General features: G+C 64.8%; 26 protein-coding genes. 10 read left to right on the plus strand and 16 right to left on the minus strand.

All coding sequences use genetic code 11. The annotated features are described in order from the left end of the window. The 3 genes from B7R93_RS12255 to B7R93_RS12265 form a co-directional block, all read right to left on the minus strand. Complete coding sequence (locus tag B7R93_RS12255; protein ID WP_232798390.1) at positions 1 to 1,614, minus strand: S8 family serine peptidase; 1,614 nt, start codon at positions 1,612 to 1,614, stop codon at positions 1 to 3. Between the two features lie 43 nt (positions 1,615 to 1,657). Continuing rightward, positions 1,658 to 2,611: a calcium/sodium antiporter gene (locus tag B7R93_RS12260; protein ID WP_103021054.1), complete on the minus strand. Its 954-nt coding sequence runs from the start codon at positions 2,609 to 2,611 to the stop codon at positions 1,658 to 1,660. A gap of 219 nt (positions 2,612 to 2,830) precedes the next feature. Further along, positions 2,831 to 3,634: a cytidine deaminase gene (locus B7R93_RS12265; RefSeq protein WP_232798391.1), complete on the minus strand. Its 804-nt coding sequence runs from the start codon at positions 3,632 to 3,634 to the stop codon at positions 2,831 to 2,833. Positions 3,635 to 3,962: 328 nt separating this feature from the next. Between B7R93_RS12265 and B7R93_RS12270 the strand changes: the two genes are divergently transcribed. The 6 genes from B7R93_RS12270 to B7R93_RS12300 all read left to right on the plus strand — a co-directional run bounded on the left by B7R93_RS12270 (position 3,963) and on the right by B7R93_RS12300 (position 9,419). After that, complete coding sequence (locus B7R93_RS12270) at positions 3,963 to 4,307, plus strand: hypothetical protein (RefSeq protein ID WP_103021055.1); 345 nt, start codon at positions 3,963 to 3,965, stop codon at positions 4,305 to 4,307. 219 nt (positions 4,308 to 4,526) lie between these two features. Then, entirely contained in the window at positions 4,527 to 4,907 is a 381-nt protein-coding gene (locus B7R93_RS12275; protein ID WP_103021056.1) for a hypothetical protein, read from the plus strand. Between the two features lie 1,342 nt (positions 4,908 to 6,249). After that, positions 6,250 to 6,414, plus strand: coding sequence for a hypothetical protein (locus B7R93_RS12285; RefSeq protein WP_157942294.1), 165 nt, complete (start codon positions 6,250 to 6,252; stop codon positions 6,412 to 6,414). A 498-nt stretch (positions 6,415 to 6,912) separates the two neighbouring features. Then, entirely contained in the window at positions 6,913 to 7,800 is an 888-nt protein-coding gene (panC, locus tag B7R93_RS12290) for a pantoate--beta-alanine ligase (protein WP_103021058.1), read from the plus strand. 39 nt (positions 7,801 to 7,839) lie between these two features. Next, complete coding sequence (gene panD, locus B7R93_RS12295; RefSeq protein ID WP_103021059.1) at positions 7,840 to 8,280, plus strand: aspartate 1-decarboxylase; 441 nt, start codon at positions 7,840 to 7,842, stop codon at positions 8,278 to 8,280. A 284-nt stretch (positions 8,281 to 8,564) separates the two neighbouring features. Then, positions 8,565 to 9,419, plus strand: coding sequence for a 3-hydroxyacyl-CoA dehydrogenase family protein (locus B7R93_RS12300; RefSeq protein WP_103021060.1), 855 nt, complete (start codon positions 8,565 to 8,567; stop codon positions 9,417 to 9,419). Positions 9,420 to 9,506: 87 nt separating this feature from the next. Here the strand turns inward: B7R93_RS12300 and B7R93_RS12305 are convergent, their stop codons facing one another. Further along, complete coding sequence (locus B7R93_RS12305) at positions 9,507 to 10,469, minus strand: PhoH family protein (RefSeq protein ID WP_103021061.1); 963 nt, start codon at positions 10,467 to 10,469, stop codon at positions 9,507 to 9,509. 127 nt (positions 10,470 to 10,596) lie between these two features. Here B7R93_RS12305 and dapF point away from each other — a divergent pair, with 127 nt between their 5' ends. Beyond that, positions 10,597 to 11,433 carry a diaminopimelate epimerase gene (dapF, locus tag B7R93_RS12310; protein ID WP_232798393.1) on the plus strand — a complete coding sequence of 279 codons (837 nt, stop codon included), beginning with the start codon at positions 10,597 to 10,599 and terminating at the stop codon, positions 11,431 to 11,433. 31 nt (positions 11,434 to 11,464) lie between these two features. Here the strand turns inward: dapF and B7R93_RS12315 are convergent, their stop codons facing one another. Then, positions 11,465 to 13,540, minus strand: a complete 2,076-nt coding sequence (locus B7R93_RS12315; protein ID WP_103021062.1) for a peptidyl-prolyl cis-trans isomerase — start codon at positions 13,538 to 13,540, stop codon at positions 11,465 to 11,467. A 248-nt stretch (positions 13,541 to 13,788) separates the two neighbouring features. On the opposite strand from B7R93_RS12315, the gene B7R93_RS12320 reads away from it, so the two are divergent. Next, the gene (locus tag B7R93_RS12320; protein ID WP_103021063.1) at positions 13,789 to 14,700 is read left to right on the plus strand and encodes a M90 family metallopeptidase; all 912 of its coding nucleotides are present in this window, start codon (positions 13,789 to 13,791) and stop codon (positions 14,698 to 14,700) included. On the opposite strand, the gene B7R93_RS12325 is transcribed toward B7R93_RS12320, so the two are convergent. From B7R93_RS12325 to rplU, 3 genes are all read right to left on the minus strand, one after another. Further along, on the minus strand, positions 14,693 to 15,934 hold the full coding sequence (locus B7R93_RS12325; protein WP_103021064.1) for an aminotransferase class V-fold PLP-dependent enzyme: 1,242 nt from the start codon (positions 15,932 to 15,934) through the stop codon (positions 14,693 to 14,695). The genes B7R93_RS12320 and B7R93_RS12325 overlap by 8 nt on opposite strands. A 103-nt stretch (positions 15,935 to 16,037) precedes the next feature. Next, entirely contained in the window at positions 16,038 to 16,298 is a 261-nt protein-coding gene (gene rpmA / locus B7R93_RS12330) for a 50S ribosomal protein L27 (RefSeq protein ID WP_011404169.1), read from the minus strand. Positions 16,299 to 16,347: 49 nt separating this feature from the next. Then, entirely contained in the window at positions 16,348 to 16,758 is a 411-nt protein-coding gene (gene rplU / locus B7R93_RS12335; RefSeq protein ID WP_103021065.1) for a 50S ribosomal protein L21, read from the minus strand. 135 nt (positions 16,759 to 16,893) lie between these two features. Between rplU and B7R93_RS12340 the strand changes: the two genes are divergently transcribed. Next, a complete protein-coding gene (locus B7R93_RS12340) occupies positions 16,894 to 17,556 on the plus strand; it encodes a fumarylacetoacetate hydrolase family protein (protein ID WP_103021066.1) in 663 nt (220 codons plus the stop codon). 51 nt (positions 17,557 to 17,607) lie between these two features. Next, on the plus strand, positions 17,608 to 18,213 hold the full coding sequence (locus tag B7R93_RS12345; protein ID WP_103021067.1) for a pyridoxamine 5'-phosphate oxidase family protein: 606 nt from the start codon (positions 17,608 to 17,610) through the stop codon (positions 18,211 to 18,213). Between the two features lie 9 nt (positions 18,214 to 18,222). On the opposite strand, the gene B7R93_RS12350 is transcribed toward B7R93_RS12345, so the two are convergent. From B7R93_RS12350 to B7R93_RS12385, 8 genes are all read right to left on the minus strand, one after another. Next, positions 18,223 to 19,269 (minus strand): threonine aldolase family protein, encoded by a 1,047-nt coding sequence (locus B7R93_RS12350; protein ID WP_103021068.1) that lies wholly within the window; start codon positions 19,267 to 19,269, stop codon positions 18,223 to 18,225. 41 nt (positions 19,270 to 19,310) lie between these two features. Further along, entirely contained in the window at positions 19,311 to 19,790 is a 480-nt protein-coding gene (gene greA, locus B7R93_RS12355; RefSeq protein WP_103021069.1) for a transcription elongation factor GreA, read from the minus strand. 188 nt (positions 19,791 to 19,978) lie between these two features. Beyond that, positions 19,979 to 20,908 carry a S66 peptidase family protein gene (locus B7R93_RS12360; protein WP_103021070.1) on the minus strand — a complete coding sequence of 310 codons (930 nt, stop codon included), beginning with the start codon at positions 20,906 to 20,908 and terminating at the stop codon, positions 19,979 to 19,981. Between the two features lie 51 nt (positions 20,909 to 20,959). After that, the gene (locus tag B7R93_RS12365) at positions 20,960 to 21,250 is read right to left on the minus strand and encodes a LapA family protein (RefSeq protein WP_103021071.1); all 291 of its coding nucleotides are present in this window, start codon (positions 21,248 to 21,250) and stop codon (positions 20,960 to 20,962) included. A gap of 67 nt (positions 21,251 to 21,317) precedes the next feature. After that, a complete protein-coding gene (locus tag B7R93_RS12370; protein WP_103021072.1) occupies positions 21,318 to 22,439 on the minus strand; it encodes a glycosyltransferase family 2 protein in 1,122 nt (373 codons plus the stop codon). A 30-nt stretch (positions 22,440 to 22,469) separates the two neighbouring features. Beyond that, a complete protein-coding gene (locus B7R93_RS12375; protein ID WP_103021073.1) occupies positions 22,470 to 23,093 on the minus strand; it encodes a hypothetical protein in 624 nt (207 codons plus the stop codon). A 6-nt stretch (positions 23,094 to 23,099) separates the two neighbouring features. Next, positions 23,100 to 23,777 carry an acyltransferase gene (locus tag B7R93_RS12380; protein WP_103021540.1) on the minus strand — a complete coding sequence of 226 codons (678 nt, stop codon included), beginning with the start codon at positions 23,775 to 23,777 and terminating at the stop codon, positions 23,100 to 23,102. Between the two features lie 26 nt (positions 23,778 to 23,803). Further along, on the minus strand, positions 23,804 to 24,718 hold the full coding sequence (locus B7R93_RS12385; protein ID WP_103021074.1) for a phytoene/squalene synthase family protein: 915 nt from the start codon (positions 24,716 to 24,718) through the stop codon (positions 23,804 to 23,806). Positions 24,719 to 24,751 lie beyond the last annotated feature (33 nt).

Consider the following 24,751-nt stretch of genomic DNA (forward strand, 5'->3'; position numbering starts at 1 on the left):
TTACTTGGAGATCGTGACGCGGCCCACGGCCCGGCGGCCCTGGTCTGATGTCACTACGTATCGGTACAGGCCGGGCGGGAGGCCATCGACATCAACGGCAAGGCGGTTGGGGCCCGGGTGCCCCGCCCGTTCAACATGGCGCACCCGTCGTCCGAGTGGGGTGTGTAGGGCAAGCCGGAAGGTCGTCGTGTGGACAGGGGCGGAAACCGGGATGATGAGGGAAGAGTCATCGGTGGCCCGGTACGGCGTTGAGGCCTCCAGAGTGGGCGGTGCCGTGCGGCGTGCCTGCCACTCGGCGTGTCGGACGGCGGCCTCGGCGTTTACGATGCCCCAGCCACGCGTAGTATCGGGGGCGTGGGCCTGAGAGGCGGTCGTTCGAAGAAGCGTCCGAACCTGGATCGGGCCCAGCGTGGGGTTGATCTGCAGCATTTGGGCGACGATTCCGGTGACCTGGGGACTGGCGAAGGAGGTGCCGCTGACCCGAGCGTACTGATCGTTCTCCCACGCGGCCGGCACCTTCTCCCCCTGTACCACCACGTCCGGCTTGCGGCGGCCGTCCGCTGTGGGGCCGCGGGCACTGAAGGTGGCAACCGACGAGTCGGGGGCGATGGCGCCCACCGCGATGGCCGAGTCGGCGTCGGCGGGCGTGTTGACGTAGAACCAACAGCCCTTGGGAGCGTCGCAGCCGCTGTTGCCGGCACTGACCACTACCGTTACGCCCCGCCGGGCGGCTTCGTCCACCGCCCGCGTGGTGAGGGCCGTATCCCCGTCCAGGTCATCAGGGGAGTAGCTGCGCTGGCCGTCGTCAAAGCGAGTGTAGCCGATCGAGGCGTTTACCACGTCCACCCCCTGGCGCGTGAGCCATTCGAGGCCCGCCACGAAGTTGTCCTCCTCCACGTTGCGCTCGTACTGGGTAAATTCTGTCGTCGCCCCCCACACGGTGGCCCCGTGGGCCGGCCCCACGAGCGAGCCTGGATCGTAGCCGGCGGCCACGGACACGACGCTAGCCCCGTGGGTCCCCCCCTGTTGTCCAGCCGTCACGTCCCGGAGCCCCCCGAGCCGATCATTCGCTCGCAGGTGCGAAAACACCGGGTGGCGAAGACCGGCGTAGTTCGCGTCCAGAAAGCCGACGTCCACGCCGCGCCCGTTCAGCCCTCGGGCCAGTGGAGAGAGGGCGTTGATGCGGGACAAGGGCCCGGCCGCAGCCCCTGGGGCCGGCGGCGACGGGTCGGGGGCCCCGAAGGAGTGGCCGAGGGGGCGAAGCGAGGCCACCGGGCGCGTCTTCTGGACAAAGGGAAGTCCCGCCACCGCGGCACGGGTGTCGGGGGAGAGCCACGCGGAGACGGCGTGAAGCCAGCGGCTCCGCACGAGGGGCCGGACTCCGAGGGCCCGAAGGCGGTCGAGAAATGCCGGCGCTACCGGACGTGCGGAAGAGGAGGCACGAGCGGGTGCGGCTTCTGAGGGACGGTTCGTCAGAAGGATCCAGTATTTGTCCGCGGACGTGCTATCGACGGAAAGGGCCTTGGCTGGCTGTACGGTACACAGTGCCCCCACCGAGACCGCAATGGCCAAGAGGCAGAGCGTCTGGGCGGACCAAGCCGAGACCTGAGACAAGAGCCCCGCGGGCAGAATGTCCCCGCGAGTGGGCGAGCGTGACTCACACATACAAGAACACCATAAACCCCAGAAAGGCAACCACCATGAATGCCCCTTTCATCCGAGTAATTCTTTGATCCCACCAGGTCAATGGCACCACCAGGGCACAGAACCCAATCATGACAGGAAAGTGCAGGCGGATCGTTTCCGGATCGACCGTAATGGGCTCGGCGATGGCCAGCGTGCCCACGACGAACAGCACATTCAGAAGATTGCTCCCGATGACGTTGCCCACGGTCATGTCGACCTCCTGCTTTAGGGTGCCCACCATGGAGGCCGCCAGCTCGGGGAGGCTTGTGCCAATCGCCACCACCGTCAGGCCAATCACGACATGGTCGATGTTCAGGACATCCGAGATCGCAAGGGCGTTGTCGACCATTAGATGCGCCCCGAGCGTGAGCCCCCCCATGCCGCCCATCACGTAAACCGTCTTGGCCAGGGCGGAGAGCTCAGGGTCGGCGGCGTCAAGTTCGCCCTCCATGCTTTCGAGAACGGTGCCCCTCGTGGTCTGGTGGGCGTCGTAGAACACGTAGGCCGCGAGCCCTGAGAGCAGGATCACCATCACGATGCCGTCCCTGGCGCCGATCACGCCGTCGAGGGCGCAGAGATAAAAGAGGACCATTACGCCGAGCATCACGGGGTACTCGCGCCGCAGCACTTCGGGCGTGACGGCGAGGGGCAACACCACGGCACACGCCCCAAGGATGAGGGCCACGTTGCTAATGTTGGAGCCGATGATGTTGCCGATGGCAAGTGGGGACTCCCCCGAGATCAACGCAAACACGTTGACCAGATACTCCGGCATTGACGTTCCGAGGGCGACCACCGTCAGTCCCAGGATGACGGGGCGAATTCCGTACTGTAGGGCAATGCTGGAGGCGCCCTGAATGAGGCCCTCGGCGCCCAGGTAGAGCAGCAGCAGGCCGACGAAGAAGAGAAAAACGTATAGGATCATGCAGGGCTGCTCGGGTGAATCGCCGGCCGCAGCGAAGAGTCCGCCGACGGATTGGTGGTTGGTTCGGCGGTCAGGTCGTGTGGGGCCAACGGGGCGTCGGGCCCCGTCCGTCGAGGAGACTCATCCGCCGGCCCGGCCGGTCGTAGTGCAGACATGCCACAGGCATAGCTCCGTCGCGGCGTCGAGCTCAGTCGAGGGAAGTGGGTCCCTTCTAAGGCCCTACGAGACGTCGAGCAGGGCTTGTCCCCGGAACGACCCTGGCAGTAAGGCCGAGACACTGGAGCGCTCATGGGGCGCGCTGTGTCGATCCATCCAAAGCGTCGCTTCCGGGGCGAGTTCCGCGAGAAGCTGGCGGCAGGCCCCGCACGGTGTAGCGTCGGGGTCGTCGCGGCACGTGAGGTAGAGACGGTGCGGCGTCGGGAGTGCGTACGACTGCACGGTGCCAAGGGCGTTGCGCTCCGCGCAGAGGATGCGAGCCCAGTCCGGGTGCTCCACGTTGACGCCCGGTACGCAGAGGGTGTCCTGAATGTCGAAAAGGGCACCCACTGGGTACCCGGATGCGGGCACGTGGGCCCGCTGAGCCACACGGCGAACGGCTTGAATGCCCTCTTCCGCCTCGCCGATGGAAGCGTTGAGACTGGGAGGGTGGCGAGCCTTCATGGAGGGCAGCGATCCGCCCCCCCCTGCACCTTGAACCCAGGCGTCGTCGGCGCACGGCTCGAAGGGGCCCTGGGGCAGATCTTCGACGTACAGGGCTTCTTCCCGACGGAAGGAGCGCGAGAGCACGAAGGCCGCAATCGATGCGCTGCGTTCGAGGGCGACGGCTGTGGTGTAGGCGTTGAGCAGGGCCGGGATCGTGAGTGAGTACGAGGCACTCTCCACGCGCACCCCAGGGATCCATCGACCGTCGTCCAAGAGGAGCACCGCTGCCGTAGGGGTTTCGGAGAACGGCACGTAGGCACGGGACAGCAGATCCTCCGCCCGGCTGCGGAGGGAATCGAGGGTGGAAGCGCGTGGGGACATGGGCGGAGAGGTTGTCCGGAATTGGCAAATCGGGCCGGGGCGAATCGGTGGGAACAGAGGGAGGTTCCCTCCTGAGAATCTGTTTCGGTTTTGGATTGAATGGGGAAAAGCATCGATGAGCCGAAGATCGGCGCAGGGTCGAGGGCTGTGGGGGAACGACCGCCCGAGAGCGGGGGCGATTTGCCGGCCCTCGCTGCTGGTCGGTGCCCCGAGACGCAAATTGAAACAGGCTCCGAAGGAGGAAGCGGTCCGAGGTGACCTTTCGGTCGAACCGGCTGGTGCTTACACTTGGTAAAACCGCTCCTGTTGTAACACGCTGCCGTCCCACATGCCCGACGAGCCAACCGAGCTAGCCGTAGGTGAGAGCTTCGTGACCTCCGAAACGGGAGATGCCCTTCGGGTGGAAACGACCCGTAGCGAAGAACACCTCTTTACCACCACGTACCGGGACGCCGAGACCGGCACCCTCCGGCTGGCCCTGCAGGTAGACATCACGACTGGCGCCGCAGCCATCGACCCCCGGAGCTACGACGCCGACTTTTGGACGCTCGTGGTGGAGGGGCTTCCCCGGCCCGACCTGGATCTGCAATCGGCTCTTGCGTCGGTCGACGATCCCGGCATTGAGGTGGATACAGAACGGCGCGAGCTTCACGTCCAGGCTGAGAAAGACTGACCGCTGGTGTGGCGGAGCAATTTTGCTGGTGTAACGTACGCCCTGTTCCCGTACAGACAACAGCCCCGATCCTTCACTCCCTTTTCCGGTCCGGCAAACATCTTCTGGGGCAGCATCGGTCGGGAGGCTCCGACACAGACGGATTGCCTGCCAGGGCGCCCCGAGGGCGTGTTGATGAGGGCGTGTTGATTCAAACACCCCGACAGATACCTCTTCGCCGTGAATCGACTCCCGCGCAGTATCCTCCTCGCGGTTCTGCTTGTCTTGATCGCGGTGCCGACCGCCGAGGCACAAACGCTGAAGCACGACTTTCAGGAAGAAGGGCAGGAGTACACAGTATATCTCCGCATCGAAGACCAATGGATCGAAACGTGGCGTGTCGGCGAAGAGGGAAATTGCATGATGTATCCGTCGTCGGTCCGGTACGACAGTGATAAGATTCGTTTCCGTGAAGGAACCGAGTGGGTGGTGGAGCGGGTCGACGCACAGACGATGGACATTACGTTTCCGGAGGGACGGACCATCACCTACGAGGAAACCCAACGTGATCCTGCCGTTGTCTGCGACGCCCTCGAGGAGACCCCCGACGACGAGACGTGAAGTGAGGAAAATCTCATTCAACCTCGTGTGCGGAGAGCCACGACTGACGATCAGGGCTGCGTCCCCTCCACTATGAGCTCCGCACTTCCCCTTCGTCGGAGTCCTCTGGCGTTTCAGGGGGTTGGAGCAGCGTCCAGAGGATGTACATGGCGCCGAAGCCGAGGCCGAAGACGAGAACGATTCCGAGTGTGATGGCTACGAGGCTAATGAAGGCCAGTGTCATGGCATCTGTGGTATGGGAAGAGAATTCTTCGCGGTGTGCAGGTACGGCGGGCCTTCGGAGAGCCAACGTTTCCTGAAGGAGCAGCGGAGAGCATCATTTGTCCGTGGCATGTTCCGCTCCATTTTAGGAGGTACCGTCAATGTAGGAGTCTCCGATGGTGCCGGTGCCCACTCGTACGTCGCGTGAGCCTTCTGGGCACTGATCTTGGCGGCGATGAACTGCTTTCAGGCCTTCGCCAAGGACTGCTCCCGCTTGTTGAGTACGAAAAGCGTCCCCTTCCCCTGCACGAAGCGGCGCTGCTCCGCCCGCCGAAGCCTCTGGGCAAGGCGCACGTAGCGCCGGGCCGATTCTGCCCGACGCTGGGCTTGAGAGAAAGAGACCAGGGCGGATTCGACATCCGCCCCCGCATGGCCCGCCGAGCAACATCCCGTTTGAGTTTCAGGCTGCGAATTCGCTGAGACATAACCTTCACAAGCAATCTCCAAATTCATGCCCTCTCAAATTGATCTGAGCCGACGATGTGGGAGCCGGGACGTGACGGCATCGTAAGGAACGGGGCCTTCAATGGCCCCCGATTCTTTGGTTGCAGCATTTGTCCTGCCGGTCATCCACTCGTGCGCTTCGGAAGGGGAGGCGACGAACCGGGGGGCACACGTGTTGGGCCGGTGTTCGACGGGGCTGCTGTGATGGGGGCTCCGAACCACATCCCGTCGCGTGCTTATACATGAATCTCCAATTTGCCGGGGTGGCGGAATTGGTAGACGCAACGGACTTATTGAATGAGTGCCAGGGCGGAAACGCCCCGCGTAGAACTGCTCAACGTCAGGGAAGCCTTTCACCTGGTAATCCTGAGCCAAGCCCGACCCTGGGAAGGTGCAGAGACTTGACGGGCAGCACCTACGTCCAGCCGGATATGGTGAAGAGAAAGTCCAGGCCACGCACCCACCAATGAAAATTGGAGTGGTACGAAAATCCGTTGGGCCCTGTGGCCCGTGTGGGTTCAAGTCCCACCCCCGGTACCGTTTTGTGCACCGCAGAGTGCCCATGACCGGGCCCGTGCGGGAGAGGAGCGCGAGGGAGGCAGAAGCTGCTGGGCCCCTCATCGGCTCGGCCTCCGAGTTGGCCGAGCACACCGTTCTACGGCATATTCTCATCGATTCGGGGCCAAGCTGGCTCAATCACGACTCCGCTGATCTCATTGCTACGGTCGAAGTCGGTCTCCAGACCGGAAAGAAACTCTTCGGTGGCGGCCTGACCGGCGGCGATGTCGAGGGGAAAGAGTGATGAAGGAGCACGCCACGCAGAAGATGACGAAGGACAAGGGGAGGGCCCCGTGTCGCGGCCTCGAACGTGCGGGCGCAGGCCCCAAGCGACTCGTTCCCTGAATTGGGTGCCTCGGTGGCATGGAGGCAGGGGCGGGCAAAACGAGCGTCCAGCTCGGGGCCCACCGTCAAAGTGCTCCGCTTCGATTGTGGCCGTCACGTGGGCCGGTACGCCCCGACGGAGGGCCGTGAAGTAGCTGGCATGGCTCTGCTAGGGGCGTGCCTCTCCGAAGGTCTGATTGAGCTTTCCGAGAACAGCGACAATCGATCGGGACACGGGTGGGCACTGGCTCCTGGGCAATGGACTGTTCGACAGGAGGTTCATTTCCGAAACACCTGTTCTGTAACGGGACGACCGGTCGTTGTGGGCGCGACACGAGGGCACGAACCAGATGGGCGTGGTTCCGTAGTCCCGTGCGGCATTCGCTTGGAGTCTCGTAGATTGATTTGACGCACCCCGATGGAACTGCTCCGCACCGTTGACGCCATGCAGGCCCAGGCCGACACGGCCCGGGCCGCTGGGCAAACCCTCGCCCTCGTCCCGACCCTGGGGGCCCTGCACGAAGGACACCTGGCCCTCGTACGCCGGGCCTTGACGGAGGCCGATCACGTGACCGTCTCTGTCTTCGTCAATCCCACCCAGTTCGGGCCGGGCGAAGACTACGGCGACTACCCGCGCGACCTGGAGGGCGACCGGGAGACGCTGGCGGCGCTCGACGTAGATGCGATGTTCGCCCCGTCGGTGGAGGAGATGTACCCGTACGCCGACGACGAGGCCCTCTCCGGCCCCCTCGCCTGGGTAAATGTGGAGCGACTCGACGAGCACCTCTGCGGGGCGTACCGGGAGGGCCACTTTCGGGGCGTCACTACCGTTGTCAGCAAACTCTTTCACGCTTGTAAGCCCGATGTGGCCGTTTTTGGCCGAAAGGACGCGCAGCAGTACGTCATTCTGCAACGTCTCGTGGAGGACCTGCTCTTCGACGTCGATATCGTGGGGGTGCCCACCGTGCGGGAGTCCGACGGCCTCGCGCAATCGTCCCGCAACGAGTACCTCGACCCCGATGAGCGTGAGCAAGCACCGGTGCTGTACGAGGCCGTAACCGCCGCCGAAGAGGCCATCGAAGGGGGGGAACAGGCGGCCGAAGGTGTTGTTGGAGCGATGGAAAACGCGCTCGCGGCGGCCCCCGACGCGGATGTGCAGTACGCGGAGGTGGTGGACGCCCACACCCTCCAGCCCGTCGATCGCCTCGTGCCTGGGCAGGAGGTGCTGGCTGCCGTCGCCGTTTTCTTCGGCGAAACGCGTCTTATCGACAATACCTTCGCGCAGGTGCCGCCGGCCCAGGCGTAGGACCGGGCGCCATGCTTCTTGTGCAACCCCTCCCCACCCATGAACCTTTCGATGCTCAGGGCAAAGCTCCACCGGCTTCGTGTCACGGAGGCCGATCTGTACTACGAGGGGTCAATTACCGTCGATGAGGAGCTGCTGGACGCCGCCGGCATGCTGCCTTATGAAAAGGTGCAGGTGGTCAACGTGAACAACGGCAGCCGGCTTGAGACCTACACGATTCCGGGAGAGGCGGGCGAGCGCACGGTGTGCCTGAACGGCCCGGCGGCCCGGCTCGCGGCTCCGGGGGACGAGGTCATTGTGATCGCGTACGCCGAGCTCACACCGTCGGAGGCCCGTGAGCATCACCCGCGCGTGGTGCACGTCGACGAGAGCAACGACGTGACGAAAACCCGAACCCTCGACGTCGGGACAGGACTGGACGGAGACCTTGCGCCGGAAGGAATGGAAGATGTTCTCATCGCCGGTGGGTCCCAGCCGTGACGATTCGTTGCTGAATCCCCCGAAAGAAGGGCGATCTTCGGTCGTCGTGTGGTCCTTTCCGCCGTCCTCTTGAGACTGTCCACCCCACTCGACGGGCATCTTATATATCCGTTATTGCAATAAAAATTTTGGGGCCATGTTTTGCTGGAGGCCTCAAGGGTACGGTGTGTGCGCAGTGCAGCGTCGAATTCCTACCCGAAATTCGTCCCGGGGCCTCGACAAGGCGACGGCGCGGGCCTAAATTCTGTTTGCACACCGTATCCCTCATAGATTTTTGTCCCAGCATGTCCGTGCACACCACTGCGGTCGTGGGGGCCGGCACGATGGGCAACGGCATCGCCCATGCCTTCGCCCTTCACGGCTACGATGCGACCCTCATCGACCTCGACGAATCGCTCCTCAATGACGCTCGGTCAACGATTGAGGGGAATCTATCACGCCAGGTCCAAAACGATGTGATCGCGCCGGCAGAGAAGGCCGATGCCCTTGACCGGCTTTCATTTACCCCCGACACACCGGAGGGCATTGCTTCCGCCGACCTCGTCGTGGAGGCGGTGCCGGAGGCACAGGAGGTGAAGTCGGAGGTCTTCGGCACGCTCGACGAGCACGCGCCTGCCGAGGCAATCCTTGCCTCCAACACGTCGTCGATCTCGATCACCTGGATTGCCGACCAGACCACCCGACCGGATCGGGTCATCGGGATGCACTTTTTCAACCCGGTGCCGATGATGACCCTCATCGAGGTAGTGCGGGGGCAGCGCACCAGCGACGCCACCTTCGATACGGTGGCCGGCGTCGCGGACGAGCTCGACAAGAACCCCGTGGAAGTAGAAGACTACCCGGGCTTCGTGTCGAATCGCGTCCTCATGCCCATGATCAACGAGGCGGTGTTCTGCGTCATGGAGGGCGTGGCCGACCCTGAAGACATCGACACGGTCATGGAGCTGGGGATGAATCACCCGATGGGCCCTCTCACACTGGCGGACTTCATTGGGCTGGACGTGTGTCTACACATCCTGGAGGTGCTTCACGAGGAGCTGGGCGACGACAAGTACCGCCCGTGCCCGCTCCTCCGCCGGAAGGTGACGGCCGGCCAGCTGGGGCGCAAGACAGGAGAGGGGTTCTTCGAGTACGACTGACGACGCCCTGGCCTTCATGGAAGCGAGGCTGTTTGGGCCCGGGGGGGAGCAGAAGGGGGCTTTCGATCCGGGCCCCCTGTTTCCGAATCACTCGTCGTGCTCCTCGTAAGCGGCGATGATGTCGCGCACCAGGCGGTGCCGAGCTACGTCTTCGCGTTCCAGGTAAACAAATTCGATTCCGTCGATGCCCTTGAGGATATGCTGGACCTGGATCAGGCCGCTCGCGTCTCGGTCCTGAAGGTCCGTCTGGGTAATGTCGCCCGTCACGACGGCTCGGCTGTGGGGCCCAAGCCGAGTCAGAAACATCTTCATCTGGCTCGTGGTGGCGTTCTGCGCCTCGTCGAGAATGACGAATGAGGACTTGAGGGTCCGGCCTCGCATGTAGGCGAGGGGGACCACCTCCACCCGGTCCTGTTCCAGCGACTCGGCCAGCTCGTCGCGGGGCATCATCTCCCCGAGGGCGTCGTAGAGAGGACGGAGGTACGGCGCGACCTTCTCGTAGAAGTCGCCCGGGAGAAACCCGAGCTCTTCGCCGGCCTCCACGGCGGGGCGAGAGAGGACGATTTTGTCCACCTCGTGGTTGTTGAGGGCGGCGACGGCCAGCGCTACGGCCACGTATGTCTTTCCAGTGCCAGCGGGCCCAATTGCAAACACCACGTCGTTGGTCGTGGCGGACTGGACCAGGTGCTCCTGGTTGGCGGAGCGAGGCTTGATGATCTCACCATCAGGGGTGGTGAGGATCAGATCGCGCTGGCCGGGGGCCTCGTGTGGGGGGGCGCCTCCTGGGTCGTCCGAGTCGAACAGGGCAAGAACCGTGTCCACGTCCTCCTCGGTAAGGTGCTCGTTGCGCTCCAGAAGTGTCATCATCTCACTGAAGACCCGTTCGACCTTTTCCAGCGCCTCCGGCTCGCCCCTGAGGTGAATTTCCGAGCCCCGGGCGGCAATCTGGGTCTCCGGGAAGGCATCTTCGATCTTTCGAAGGTACGTGTCGTTGAAGCCGAACAGCAAGAGCGGATCGGCACCGTCAATGCTCAGTTGTTTTTCGGGCAACGGGGTTCAGGGGGGTGATGAGCGTAGAGTGTGAGGGAAATTGGATGGGACTTACGGGGGGCGGCGCCAATCGTGCCGAGGACGGATCGGGGATCACGAGCTGCACATGATCGAGACGAGGGACTGAATGGTTTCGTTTACCAAGATGCACGGGACGGGGAACGATTTCATTGTCTTTGACAACCGGTCGCTCCGGCTTGACCCAGACGAACTATCGACCTGTGCGGCTACGTGGTGCCCTCGTCGCCGTGGGGTAGGGGCGGACGGGCTTCTCGCTCTTGATGTCCCCGAAACGTCGGCAGCCGACTACCGGATGCACTACGTGAATGCCGATGGGTCGCGTGCAACCATGTGTGGAAACGGCGCACGTTGTCTCTTTCGGTTTGCGCGACGCGCCGGATTTCAGAATGACACGCTGGCGTTTGAGACCGATGCGGGCCTGTACCGGGCCGCCACGGTGCCGGAGGGCGATCCCGTGGACGTGCGTCTGTTCGTGCCGGACGTTACCGATCTGCAGGCGGACGTGGCGCTCGACCGGTCGGTGCCGGAGGGCGTCCGGGAACTTTATTTTGCCCATACGGGCACCGAGCACCTGGTGGCCGTGGTCGACGATCTCGACGCCGTGCCGGTCCGGAAGTGGGGCCGTCGACTTCGACACGATCCCAGCCTGGCTCCATCTGGGGCCAACGTGAATTTCGTGGAGCCGAAGGAGGGGCACGACCTTGAGCTCCGTACCTACGAGAAAGGAGTGGAGGCCGAAACGCCGTCCTGCGGCACCGGGGTTCTCGCCGGGGGGGCCATCGCCGAGCGGTTCTTCCCCCCCAAATCCGACTCGGCCTTCCGGGTCCACACGCCGGGCGGCATGCTCTCTGTAGGGCGGACTGTGGACGAGACCTTGTATCTGCAAGGCCCGGCGGTGTCGGTGTTCGAGGGACGTGTCGAACGCCCGGAGGCCGGACCATAGCTGGTCCAGCCTCCGGCGCTGCCCGGGCAGACTACCGCAGCTGGGTGCGGTTGTCTTCGATTGAGGCGTCTTCTTTGAGGGCCGCGATCCAGTCGGACGACACTTGCTGGCGGCGTTGCTTGAGCAGTTGCTGGCGCAGTTGCTGGCGCTTCTGGTCCGTCAGTGGGGGCGGAGAGGTCTTCTGCGTGGTTTGTACGACGAAGGCCGCGTTGGCGCCCGCCACCACGCCAGAGGTTTCGCCCTCGTCGAGTCCAAAGACAGTGCCGACGAACTGCGGCTCTTGGCCGAGCCCGGGCACGGTGCTGGTGGAGTAGGTGATGTCCGACTGCGTGCGACGCTCCGTGTTGAGGACCTCCGGCAGGGCGTCAAATGAGTTCTGGGCGAGGGCCCGTTCCATGCGCCGGGTCTGGACCGCGCGCTTCTTCTGAAGCTCCACCTGCGGACGGATTTGTGCCTTGACCTCGCTGAACGAGCGGTAGCCCTCAGGGGTGACGTTCGTCACCTCCGCCACCACGAACTTGTTACTCAACTCGATGACGTCGCTGATCGCGCCGTTGGAGGCGGACTCCAAGAACTGAGACAGGGCGGCGCTTTGGCCGATGCCGGGGACGGAGGACTGGTCGGTCTCTACCTGCACCTCCTCCACGGACAGACCTAGGCGCTGCGCCTCTTCTGCGAACCCGCCTTCCTCCTCGGCGAAGTAGGCGAGATCGCCCAACTGGCTCTCCTTGTCGGAGAGGGTCGCCTGGCTCGGGCTCAGGTTGTAGGCCAGGTCGGTCACCCGAACGGCCTGCTCGGCACGGGCTTCGACTCGAATGAGGTGGTAGCCAAATTCGGACCGAATGGGGCCGACGAGGCTCCCGGGCTCGGCCCCGAAGGCCGCCTCCTCAAACGCGTCCACCATGCTGCCACGGGCAAACCAGCCCAAATCGCCGCCGTCGGAGGCGGACCCATCGTCTGAGTACCGCCGGGCCAGCTCGGCGAATGAAGCCGCACCGGACTCGACGCTGTCCCGTATTGCCTGCAGCCGACCAGCCTGTTCGGGGTCCGCCTGGTTGGTCTCCAAGAGAATGTGACGGGCGTGGAGGAAGTCGTTCTCGGCGGGGCGGGTGCCGCGAATCTTGAGGAGATGCGCCTGACCGCCACCAAAGACCGGGCCGACAATCCGTCCGGGCTCGGGAGCGGCGTACACCGAGTCGGCGATGCGGGCGCTCATCTGGTCCGGGGTGCGATATGCCCTGGAGAAGTCTTGATCCGAGGCGTTGTTGAGCAGGAAAAGGGAGTCATTCTCGGTGGCCCTGAAGTCTGTGCGCAGGTCGTTCAGGTCGCCCGCGATCCCGGACGAGTCCTCCGCCGTGGCTTCTTTCGAGGTCGTCGCGTACTGTAGCGTGACCGTCTTTTCGCGCTTGTAGTCCTCGCGGTTGTTGTCGTAGTAGTCGCGGAGGTCGGACTCCGTGACCGTGATGGAGTCGTCGGGGACGCGGGCGTACCGAAGGCCGACGTACTGGGCGGAGGCGGAAGCATTCTGGCGGCGGTAGTGGTCTTCGATGTCTGCCTCCGACACCTGAATTGTAGACTGGACGAGGGAGCTCATTTTTTGCTGTCGCCGCTGTCGCCGCAGAAACTCCTCCAGCTTGATCCACTGGGTGCGGGCCTCAGGGTTGGAGGCCATGTTCTGCAGCAGCTGATAGTTAATCTGCCCGGTCGAGTCGGCAAACTGCCGACGGATAACGGGATGCGGATTCTCGCCGAACACCATTTCTTCGACCTCGGAGTCGGTGACCGAGATGCCCAGCCGCTCCATCTCCTGCTGGAGAAGCTCCTGGTTGATGACCTGGTTGTAGGCCTGCTCCCGCACCCGGCTTTCCATCTGAGGATTCATGTCCCCACCCAGCTGCTGTTGAAACCGCTGGCGCTGACGCTTGAGAATGCGCTGGTAGTCCTCATTCTGAACCGGAGTGCCATTGACGGTGGCCACATTCCGGGTTGTCTGGTTCATGGCCGAAAAGACATCGGAATCCTGGAGGGTCCAGATGATCCCAAACGAAAGGACAAGAATCCAAAGAATCACTCCGGTGTTCTGCCGGAGCTTGTTCATCGCGCCCATGGAGACGTGAGGGTGTTGGTGAGGAAGACGTGTTCCGTGAATCGGTCCTGATCAGAAGCCCAAAGACTCCTGCACTGTACCTTATTCCGTAACAGATTGTTCGCGCTGGAGACGGAATCGGCACGGGGGAGCCACCGGAACGACCCGATGGCCCCTAGGCACATCGACTGGGGGGACGCGTTATTGCCATTCCCCGTGCCCCCCGAAGTCTCGAAGGGGGGCCAGTGCCCGCAGGTCCTTCCGTCCCCATGCGCATCGTCCGACGTTCCTCCATGTTCACGACGGGGCTTCTGGCCCTGATCTTCGGCGGTGGGGGCGCGGTGGTCGGGCACGAAGTGACTTCGGTGGGGCCGGCGCTGGGGCTCGCCCCGGCAGCGGTGGTGCTCGTGGTGGGGCTTTGGCGCCCGTGGCGGCGCTGGCGAGTGGCACAGACGGATCTCTTGCCTGCGCACAGGCAGTGGATCCAAGAACGGGTGCCCCTCTACCAAAAACTAGATTCGGCGGGCCGGGCCCGGTTTGAGCGCGATGTACAATTCGCCCTGGACGAGTATTCCTTCGAGGGCGTTCAAGGGGTTACGGGGACCGACCCGCTGCGACTCAGTGTCGCCGCGGGGATCGCGGTGCTGCTGCACGGACGGCCCTCCTGGGAGCTTCCGGGGAGTCGGTCGGTGCTGTTCTACCCGGAGCGGTTCGACGAGACCTATCACGGAAACATCACGGCCCGCTACGACGGGATGGCCCATCAGCAGGGGCCCCTCATCCTCACGGTCGCCGCGGTGCGGCGCAGCTGGGAGGAGCCGGGCGACGGAAACAACGTGGTCCTTCACGAGCTGGCCCATCTCTTCGATTTTGACAACGAAGGGGCGGACGGCGTGCCCTCCCTCGTTGATCCGGGGTCGGCCCCCGACTGGCAGGCGTTGGTGCGGGAAGAGATGCGTCGGATTCGAGAGGGGCGGTCGCTGTTGCGGCCGTACGGGGCGGAGGCGCCGTCGGAGTTCTTCGCCGTGGCGGTGGAGCACTTCTTTGAGCAGCCGGTCCCCATGGCCCGTCGGCACGACGAGTTGTTCCGGGCCCTGGTCTCGTTTTTCCGGGTGGACCCCCGCACCGGAGCGGTGGGCGCCGCGGCCGTGGAGGCCGTGGTGGAAGCGGGGGCTACGTAACCGGGCCGGTCGCATCGACGGCACAGGAGCGGTAGGCGCCCGATGTGAGGGCGTTGCCGATCAGATCGAAGGCCCGGTCGATCTCGTCCCTGGTGTTCCAGACGAACGGGGCCATGCGGAGAACTTCGTTGCGACGACTGTCGGTGTAGACGTGCTGCTGCTTGAGGTGGGCCGCAAGGTGTTCGGCCTCCGGCACCTCCAAAAGCACCATCGCACTGCGTTCGTCGGGGGCGCGAGGGGAGCGCAGGGGCACGTCGAGGGCATCGGCCCGTTCGATGGCGTGGGCGGTCAGCGCGAGCGAGTGGCTGCGGACGGCGTCCAGGCCCAGGTCGAGCAGCAGGCGAACGCCCTCCACGGCGTGGTACATGGGAGCCACGGGGGTCGTCCCGCCCAAAAACCGCCGGCGCACGTCGGGGTGTGGGGTCGGCTCGGTCCGAAACTCGAAGGGCGCCGCGTTTCCGAACCAACCGGTGAGCCGCGGGGTGAGCTCCAGTCCGTCCCGCAGGTACAGAAACGTGTTTCCCGCCGAGCCGGACGCCTCTTTCAGCAGCCCCCCGACGTAGAGGTCACAGCCGAGGTCCGTCACGTCGATCGGGCGGGTGGCGGCGGCGTGGTAGCCGTCCAGGAGGAACAGCGCGTCGTGTCGTTCTGCCCGCTCCGCGACCGACTGCAGGAACGAATCCGGGAGGCAGGCCCCGGTCGTGAACCCGACGTGGCTGAGGGCCACGAGAGCGGTGTCGGGGCCGATGGCGTCGAGCAAGGCCGAGCGGTCGACGCGGTGGTCGTCGGTGGGGGGAACGACGTGTGGGGTGAGGTCGCGAAGGTCACTCCACCGCTGCACGCTGTGCAGAACGGAGGGAAAGGCGGTCTCGGGGACGAGCACTTCGTCCCCGCGGGCGGCCCCCTCGGGACTGGAGAGGAGGCACTGGACCGTCCAGTGCACGCTCGGCTGCAGGATGCAGGTTTCCGAAGGCGCACCGAGCAGAGGGGCGACGAATTCATCGCCGAGGTAGGTCGGCAGGGTCCACCAGCCAACCGGGTCGTCCGCGCCGGGGCGCCAGTGGTTGGGGACCTCGTTCCAGGCGTCCACCCCACGCTGACGCCAGTCCTCCGTAAACTGCTCCATCATGTGGGGCACCCGCTCGGGCTGAAGGCCGTGGGTGAAGGACCGAAATTCCACCACGTCGGGCTCGTCCGGGAAGCGGTACGCGGAGGGAATGGGCGGGGTCGACATGACGAGACGGGGGCACTGGCCTCAAGGGAGCCTCAAATGCAAAAAGCTCCTGCCGCACAGGGGCGAGAGGAGCTTCTTGCGGGGCAAAATGGGAGAAGAGGACCTACGCCTCCTCCGGAACCACGTGGACGTACTTGCGGTCGCCGCCGCTCCGGGCGAACTTGACGACGCCGTGGTCCTTCGCGAAGAGCGTATCGTCGCTGCCGCGGCCCACGTTGTGGCCGGGGTGGAACTTGGTGCCGCGCTGGCGGACAATGATGCTGCCCGCGTGCACGTGCTCACCGCCATACGACTTTACGCCGAGATAACTGGGGTTGGAGTCACGGGTGTTTTCCGTCGACCCCATGGCTTTTTTGTGTGCCATGACAACCTCGTGGAGGGTTGGTTCAACAAACTGGTGTAGGGGAAAAGGGTTACGCCTCGGCCGGTTCGGCGTCCGGGTCTTCATCGGTCTCCGCGTCCGACGTCTCAGCAGACGCCTCTTCGTCGTCGGAGGACGCGGTGCCGTCTACGTCCAACGATTCGATCTCGATTTGGGTGTACTGCTGCCGGTGCCCCCGCTTAACGCGATACCGTTTGCGCCGTTTCTTCTTGAACACGATCACCTTGTCGCCCTTTACGTGCTCCAGCACGCGGGCGGTGGCGGTGGTGTCCTCGACGGTCGGCGTGCCGAGGGTGACATCCCCGTCGCCGTCGGACACGAGAAGCACCCGGTCCAGGGTCAGTTCCTGACCGGCATCCGCATCCGAGTGGTAGGGGACGTATAGGGTGTCGCCCTCTTGAACTTTGAACTGTTTGTCTTTGACGTCAACAACTGCGTACATAAGGCGTCTCTGCTTTGGAGCGCCGGATTGAGTACCGACGCGAGAGTGACCGGATTTCCAGTGAGTGTCGGCACCTAGCCACGCAGTGTCCGCCCATCCGTTCCCGATCATCATTGACAACCCCTTCCGTTTCGCATGAAGATCTCTCTTCCCAGCCGTTCGACGCCGGTGTCCGTCGGCAAGCTTCTCTGCATCGGTCGCAACTACGCCGACCACGCCGCCGAGATGGACCGGGACGTGCCGGACGAGCCAATGGTGTTTCTGAAGCCGCCGTCGGCCCTCGTCCGGGCGGGGGCATCGGTGGAGCTGCCGCCGCAGTCCCAAGACGTACACCACGAGGTCGAATTGGTAGCGGTGATCGGGCGTGGGGGCAAACACATCCCCCGGACGGCGGCGCTGGGCCACGTTGCCGGCTATGCCGTGGGGCTCGACATGACGGCGCGCGATTTGCAGGTCGAAGCCAAAGAGCGACGTCATCCTTGGTCGGTGGCGAAGGGGTTCGACACCTTTGCGCCCCTCGGGCCCGTTCAGCCCGCAGAGGCCGTAGGCGACGTACAAGACCTGACCCTGCGGCTGGCGGTGAATGGAGAGACGCGTCAAGAGGCCAGCACCCAACACCAGATTTTCTCAGTGCGGGAGCTCGTGCACTACTGCTCGCAGATTTTCACCCTGTCGCCGGGCGACTTGTTGTACACCGGCACACCGTCTGGGGTCGGCCCGGTGCGGGCGGGCGATCGACTAGAGGCCTCCGCGACCGGGCTCGACTCGCTCAGCGTCCCGGTCAAGCGGGCTGAGTAGGTCCGCCGTCCGGTTCGAGTTTGCTCCGATACACCGCCCCGATTCCCAAAGATGTCCGCTCTCCGCTACACTGATCTCGACGCCGTGCACGCCCACGTCTGGGAGGATTTCGAAACCGCCGCCGAGGACCCGGGCCATCCGTACCGCCAGCTTAACTTTGCCACGGTGTACGACGAAACGCCGGACCTCCGGACGGTGGTGCTCCGTGCAGCGGACGCCGACGCGCGAGCGCTCCAGTTTCACTCGGACCGCCGGTCGCGGAAGGTCGAGGCCCTCCGGAAGAATGACCGCATCGCGTGGCACGTCTGGGACACGGAGTCGCTGGAACAGGTTCGCCTGTACGGCGCGGCCACCGTGCACCTGGACGATGACGTGGCCGCGGCGCTGTGGGCGTCTCAGTCGCCCGGATCCCTGTCCGTGTATCCGCGCCCCACGGCGCCGGGCACGCCCATCGAGGGCCCCGAGGACGGGCTCCGACCGGACGTGGCGACTGATCCGGTCACCGAAGAGGACGTAGCGAGCGGCCGGCAGTACTTTGCTGCCATCCGCACGGTGATTGACCGTGTGGAGTGGTTGCACCTCCATCCGGATGGTCACTACCGCGCCCGATTCGACTACGGGGCGGATGAGGTGGAGGCCACCTGGGTCGTGCCCTAGAGCAAGGCCTCAAGACGTGGGCGCGGGGGCCCGGTCGGCGTAGGCGTGAAGGACGTTCACCGCCTGTTCGATAGCTTCCATGGAGACATCGCGGTGGGTCGTCGCACGAATGGTCGACGGCCCGAAGGCCTTCACCAGAACGCCCTGGTCGCGGAGGTGCGTCACAACCTCGTCGGCGGTGTCGTCGGGAACTTCGAACATCACGATGTTCGTCTCTACCGCGTCGAGATCAATCGCGAACGAGGGGCACTCGGCGATCCCCTCCGCGAGCTGCCGGGCCTTCTCGTGGTCTCGCGTCAGCTCCGGGCGGTGGTGGTCGAGGGCGTAGAGCCCGGCTGCGGCGAGGATGCCGGCCTGCCGCATGCCGCCCCCGAACTGTTTGCGGGCCCGGCGGGCGTCGTCAATCAGCGGGGCTGGCCCGGCCACGACCGAGCCTACCGGTGCGCCCAGGCCTTTCGACAGGGCGACCCAGGTGAGGTCGGCGGGGGCGACGAGGGCGTTCTCCGGCACGTCGAGGGCCGTGGCCGCATTCCAGAGCCGGGCCCCGTCCAAGTGAACCGCAAGGTCGTGCTTCCGGGCGACTGCCGCGAGGGCCTGACTCCGCTCCAGGGAGTACACCACCCCGCCGGCCTTGTTGGCGGTGTTTTCGATCGACAGGACCCGGGTTCGGGGCATCACGTCGGCCTCGGGGCGCACGGCGGCCTCCACCTGAGAGGGCTTGAGTCGGCCGCGGTCGCCAGGGAGGGGGTGCAGCTGGACGCCCGAGAGGAGCCCGGCGGCGCCGGTCTCGTAGTTGAAGACGTGACTCCCGCGCTCCAAGATTACCTCGTCGCCCGGGTCGGTGAGGACGTGGAGGCAGAGTTGGTTCGCCATCGTGCCGGAGGGAACGAACAGGGCGGCCTCTGTGCCCAGCCGACCCGCCACCCGCGTCTGCAACTGGTTTACAGTCGGGTCCTCGCCGTAGACGTCGTCGCCGACCTCGGCCTCGTACATGGCGGTTCGCATGCCGTCCGAGGGGCGCGTGACGGTGTCGCTCCGAAGATCGATGGGGGACATGGGCACAAGAGTGACGCTCGAGAGAACCGGCAAGGCGAGAACTACCGAGAGATGTCCTTGATCTTGAAGCGGACCGTGCCGGCCGGTACGTCGATCGAGACCTCATCGCCTTCTTCTTGGGCCAACAGGCCCTCCCCAATGGGACTGTCGACGGAGATCTTGTTTTCGGAAATGTTGGCCTCCTCTTCCGACACGAGCGTAAAGGTTTGTTCGTCGCCGGTGTCTAGGTTTTCGACGCTGACGTCGGACAGGATGTAGGCTTTGCTGTCGTCGACGGTGGATTCGTCGACGATCCGGGCCCGCGCGATGGTGTCTTCGATCTGCTTAATGCGGGCCTCGAGCTTGCCTTGCTCTTCCTTCGCGGCGTCGTACTCGGCGTTTTCGGACAGGTCGCCCTTGGCCCGGGCCTCGGCAATTTCGTCGGCGATGCGGGAGCGCTCCTCCGTCTTGAGCTGGTGGAGCTCCTCTTTCAACTCTTCGAGGCCCTCCTCGGTCATGTAAACGGTCTCTTCGTCAGCCATGCTGCTAGGATCCATTGATGCAAGGATGCGCGAACGCAGGCGCCCCACACCTGTCAAAAAAGGAACGCCACGGCCGGAAGCGGCAGCGGCGTCTCGGGGTGCTTTCTAAGAGTGGTCTGGGTTGTTCGGATGTGCACGGCAAAGGTTCCCCCTCTGTGCCCATGGCTGCCCTCCTCGTTCCCAACGGGTTACAGATTCACGAGTGGGGCCTCGGCCTCGAGTGCCGCGTGCGTCGGGGTGGCACGAAGGTGTACAGGGACACCGAGGGGGAGCGAGCATCGAGGCAGGTGATGGCCGTAGGACAGTCCACTGACGACGGGGTAGGGCCGGTCGCCTAGATGGTCCTGGAAGACCTCCGAGAGAGACAAGGTGGGCGTGTGGGAATCCAGAGAGCCCGTCGTAAAGCTCCCGAGGACGACGCCCGCCACGGCGTCCATTACGCCGGCCTGCTGAAGGTGCGTGAGCATGCGGTCGACCCGGTACGGGGCCTCGGCGACCTCCTCGAGCACGAGCACAGCGCCCTCGAAGTCGGGGACGAAGGGGGTGCCAAGAAGGCGTGTCAAAACCGTCAGGTTGCCCCCGAGCAACGGCCCGGACGCCGCGCCGTGTGCGAGGGCCGTCAGGGACGTGTCGAAGCCGTCCCCGAAGGTCGGCGTGTCCCCCTCGGCCCAGTTTTGAAACGAGGCCAGGGTGGCGTCGTCGGCCTGTGCCCACTCAGTGATCACGGGGCCGGACAGGCCCGGCCAGCTCGCCTTCGCGTACAATGCAAGGTGGAGGGCCGTCACGTCACTGTAGCCCACGAGGAGGGTGGGGTGTTGACGGGCGAGACTCCAGTCGATCCTGGGAAGGAGTCGGAGGCTTCCGTACCCGCCCCGGACGCAAATGAGTGCGCGAATGTCAGGGTCTTCGATCGCAGAATGCAGTGCGGCGACGCGGTCCCTGTCCGGGGCGGCCAGATAGCCCCGCTCTGAACCTGGCGTCCAGGCCCACTGCACGTCGTAGGTGGCCCGAAGGCAGTCCAGGCCGGCGCGGTAGGCATCCGCAGAACAAGGGGGGCTGGCGGGGGCCACGACGGCGACGGGGGCGCCGGGAGTTAGCGGTGGGGGGCGACGGAGCACGGGCGTGGAACGGATTGCTCGAAGGGCTCTCTGGCGTTGTGTCTCCGGGCTCTACTTCTCTGTGCTCCCCGACCCGCTAGGCGGTACCGACGGGCTGGAGGTAGAGCCCGTATCCTGCTCCTTCTGCAGTTCTTTTAGCTGGCGCCGGGTGCGCAGCTGTTTGGGAAGGGTGCTCAGGAGCCCCACGAGCACGCCGAAGCCAAAGGTGAGAATCAAAATCAGGGCGGTCGATCCCTGCGTCTGAAAGACGAGAAGATTCACGTCCATTGTCTGTGGGTTCTGCAGTGCAAAGACGACCGCGAGGATGGCGAGAATCAGCGAAAAGACCAGGCCGAGGCGCATGGCGGGGGAAGGGATTGGAAGGGGGAACCGATCACACCAAGAACGTAACGCCCAAACGATCGTCTGTCTACCGGTTCATTGGGGCGGGAGACGCCTCATCGCGGGCGGAGCTCGGGACCGAACGCCCCTTCCACCGGACCCGGTCGTTCCAGTGGTGCACGGCCGAGTCGATCTGCAGCATTAACCCAAGGAGATATGAAAGCGGGGCGAGCACGGTGATGTAGAGAGGCATGCCGCTGGCCCGGTCGGTGACGGCTTTGAGCCCGTACAGAGACACGAGAAACCAGACCGAAAGCAATGGGGCGACCAGCCAACTCAGGAGAAATCCCCCGTACATCACCGCAAACCGAGACGGGGTGCCACCGAGCAGGAGGTACGCGTTCTTTCGAAATCCGCGCCAGGCCTCCCCAAACCCGTCGTACATGTGTATGGACACGAGATCCTGCACGTCTAGAAGCGTAGGGGCGTGGCCCTGTCGTTTTAGGTAGCGGCCAATCGCGACGTCCTCGAGCACTGCATTCTTGACCTGGGCATGGGGCTCGTGGCAGTGGTACACGTCTCGGTCGACCAGCCAGCACTGCCCGTTGAGGGCACTCAGCGCCGGCAGTTGGGTCCGAGGCACGAGGGGCCAGGGCAGGCTGCTGAGGAGCGCGTGGGGGACGAGACTGACGAGCAAGAGGGCGGCTCCTCGGAGTCGTGGAAATCCGGAGGATACTTGGGTCCGACTGCTGCGATGCCGAGCGACCAGTTGGCGGAGGGCGTCGGGCCGGCGCAACTCGGCGTCGGCATCCAAGAACAGGTAGCACGCGCCGGAGGCCTCACGCGTGCACTGGTACAGCGCGTGCACCTTGCCCACCCACCCGTCCGGTGGATCCGTTCCGCGAAGCGGGGTAAGCCGGGAACTCTCGGCCGTCGAGAGCACCTCCCACGTATCGTCTTCCGACCCGTCGTCCCAGACCAGAATTTCCAGGTCGGGATAGTTCTGATTCTTGAGGGTGGGCAGCAGCCGACGCAAGTTGTCGGCCTCGTTGCGGGCCGGGATGCAGACCGAGAGCGACGGATGTGAATCCGCCGAGGGAGAGGGCTGACGTCGCAGGTACGCAAGGTTCAGTGCCAACACCCCCCAGAGCCCAGCGTGCACGGACGCGGCGGGGAGGACTAGCAGTAGGAAAAGGGACTCAGCCGTCATGAGGACACCAAAGCAAGCGGAACGGAGCGACTACACGTCGGGGGGCGACTCCAAAAATTGTCGGTAGAGAGGGCCGGGGTTTTGGCGCAGGAGCCGTTCGAAGAGGGCCTGGGCCTCGTCCGGCCGATCTGCCTCGCGAAGGGCCAGCCATCGCCACATGTGGGCCTCTGTCTCGGTAATGGCTTCGGCCTCGCTCGTCTCCACGATCTTGGCCAGACGGGAAAACCGGCTGACAGCGGCCGCCGGGTCCTTTCCGGCAATCGCGGGACGAAAGAGCAGAGACTGGCCCTCCACGAGCAACACGAAAGGCGCCCGGGGGGCTTGGGCCTTCGCCTGCTCCAGCAGGCTCGTCGATCGCCGCCCATACCTCACGGCGGAAAAGATGGAGGCCTCGCCGGCCCGATATGCCCAGAGGCCTGAGAGCAGTGCATGCTCCCGAGCGGTCCCATCCGAGAGAGACGAGGGAAGATCGTCCAGAACAGAGGCATCTTCGGTGAGGGGATAGAGGCGATACCGGACGAGCAGACTGTCGGCCCGAGAGGAGGCCTGGCCCAGAAGGGTGCGGAGGCGATCGGCGTCTCGCTGTGCATAGGCCGCCTGGGTGGCTTCGGCGAAGGGGGACGACAGCATGGAAAGGAGGAGAAGGACGACCATGGGGCGCTACAGGTAGCGCTCAAAGAAGGACGAAGTGAACGAAAAGTCCCACCATTCCTTCAGGCTTCGGCGCCCCTGCAGGAGCGTCTTGGTGGGACGGTTCGGAAGCGTCTGGAGACGCTGCCAGAGCTGTCGAAGGCGATGGTGTTCGTGCCCATCGGCCTCGTGGGGCGTACCGCCGGTGAGAAAGGCCGTCGGGGCGGCTTCGTTCCGCCAGGTTACGTGGACGGCGTAGGGCCACCATGTGGCGGAAGGGTAGAGACGGGCAATGCGCGTCACTGCGTCGGCCCGGAAGGCCTGGACGCCGTCCTCCGGGGGGTGAAGCGTTCCCGCTGGGTAATACACGAGAACGGTGTCGGGGTGGGCCCGAAACCGACGGGCCGTGCGGCGAATTGTGGCGGCGCGGCGGACCGCGTCGTCCGGAGGGAACGGCTGGGCGCCCACCGCGGCGAAGAACGGAAACCGGTCCCACTCTTCCATCCAGAGCGTGGGGCGCCGCCCGAGGTGGGCGCGGAACAGCAGCCACGCAAGGTGTCCGTCGTAGAAGTGGTGGTGGTTGGCGTAGGCGATGACGGGGCCATCGGGCACCTCGGGGAGCGTCCCCCCGACCCAGCACACGCGCCGGAAGGCGTGGCGAAGGTCCCAGCGCAGGAGGGCCGATACGAGTCGACGAACAGGAGCCACCACGGAGAGAACACTTCAGGAGACGCTCAGGGTGCGTCCGAGACCAGGCGATGCTTTCGGCGTTCGTAGCCGTCGTGGAGCAGGAGAAAGAGCTTTCGACGAAGCGACACGTACGCTCGCTGGCTCAGATTGTCGTAGTCATTGGCGCGCACTTCGTTCATGATTTCCCGGTACATCCGGGCGGCGGCCCGAATGCCGTATCGGCTGCGGAAGGGGAGGGACGCCACCCCCTCAAAGCTTTCCACGTACCGTTGCTCGGCCGCCTCCATCGCCGCCTCCAACAACTCGGGGTACCCGTCGGGCACCTCGGCCTTGCGCAGGGCCTTCACCGATACGTCGTGCTCGTCAAGCCAGCGCTCGGGGAGATATACCCGATCGAGCTCGTTGAGGTCTTCCCCGACGTCCCGCACGATGTTGGTGATCTGCATTGCGACGCCGAGCTTTCGAGCGGTGGGCTCCAGCGCGTCGTGCCGGGCCGGGCTGGCGAGAAAGGGGAGCATCATGGCCCCCACGCTCCCGCCCACGAGGTTCGAGTACGCGACCAGGTCCGCCTCCGAGACGACTGGTCGTCCTTCCAGGTCCCAAAGGGCGCCTTCGATCAGTTCGTACATCGGGCCCCGCGGCAGGGCGGACTGTTCGTGGACCTCCGCCAGACGGCGCCATAGCACCGTCTCGGAGGGCGGCCGTCCTGCCAGCGTGTCGTCCAGCCGGTCGCGCACCTGCTTGACCTCCCGCAGGGCCCGCTTGCGCCCCACCTCCAGTACCCGCTGATCCGCGATCGAATCGACCCGGCGGCAGTACAGGTAGAGGGTAGCGACGGACATCTGTACCGAGCGGGGCAGGAGGTACGCCGCTAGGGAGAAGGTACGGGAGTGGTACCGGAACGACTCCCAAATCCACTCATCTTCGTCGGCACGGGTGTCGAGGGAGAGGGTTGGCATGGGGGCGTCCTAGGTGACGAGACGAGAGCGGAC

It is taken from the genome of Salinibacter altiplanensis (assembly GCF_002894645.1).
In the GTDB taxonomy this organism is placed as follows: Bacteria; Bacteroidota; Rhodothermia; order Rhodothermales; family Salinibacteraceae; genus Salinibacter; species Salinibacter altiplanensis.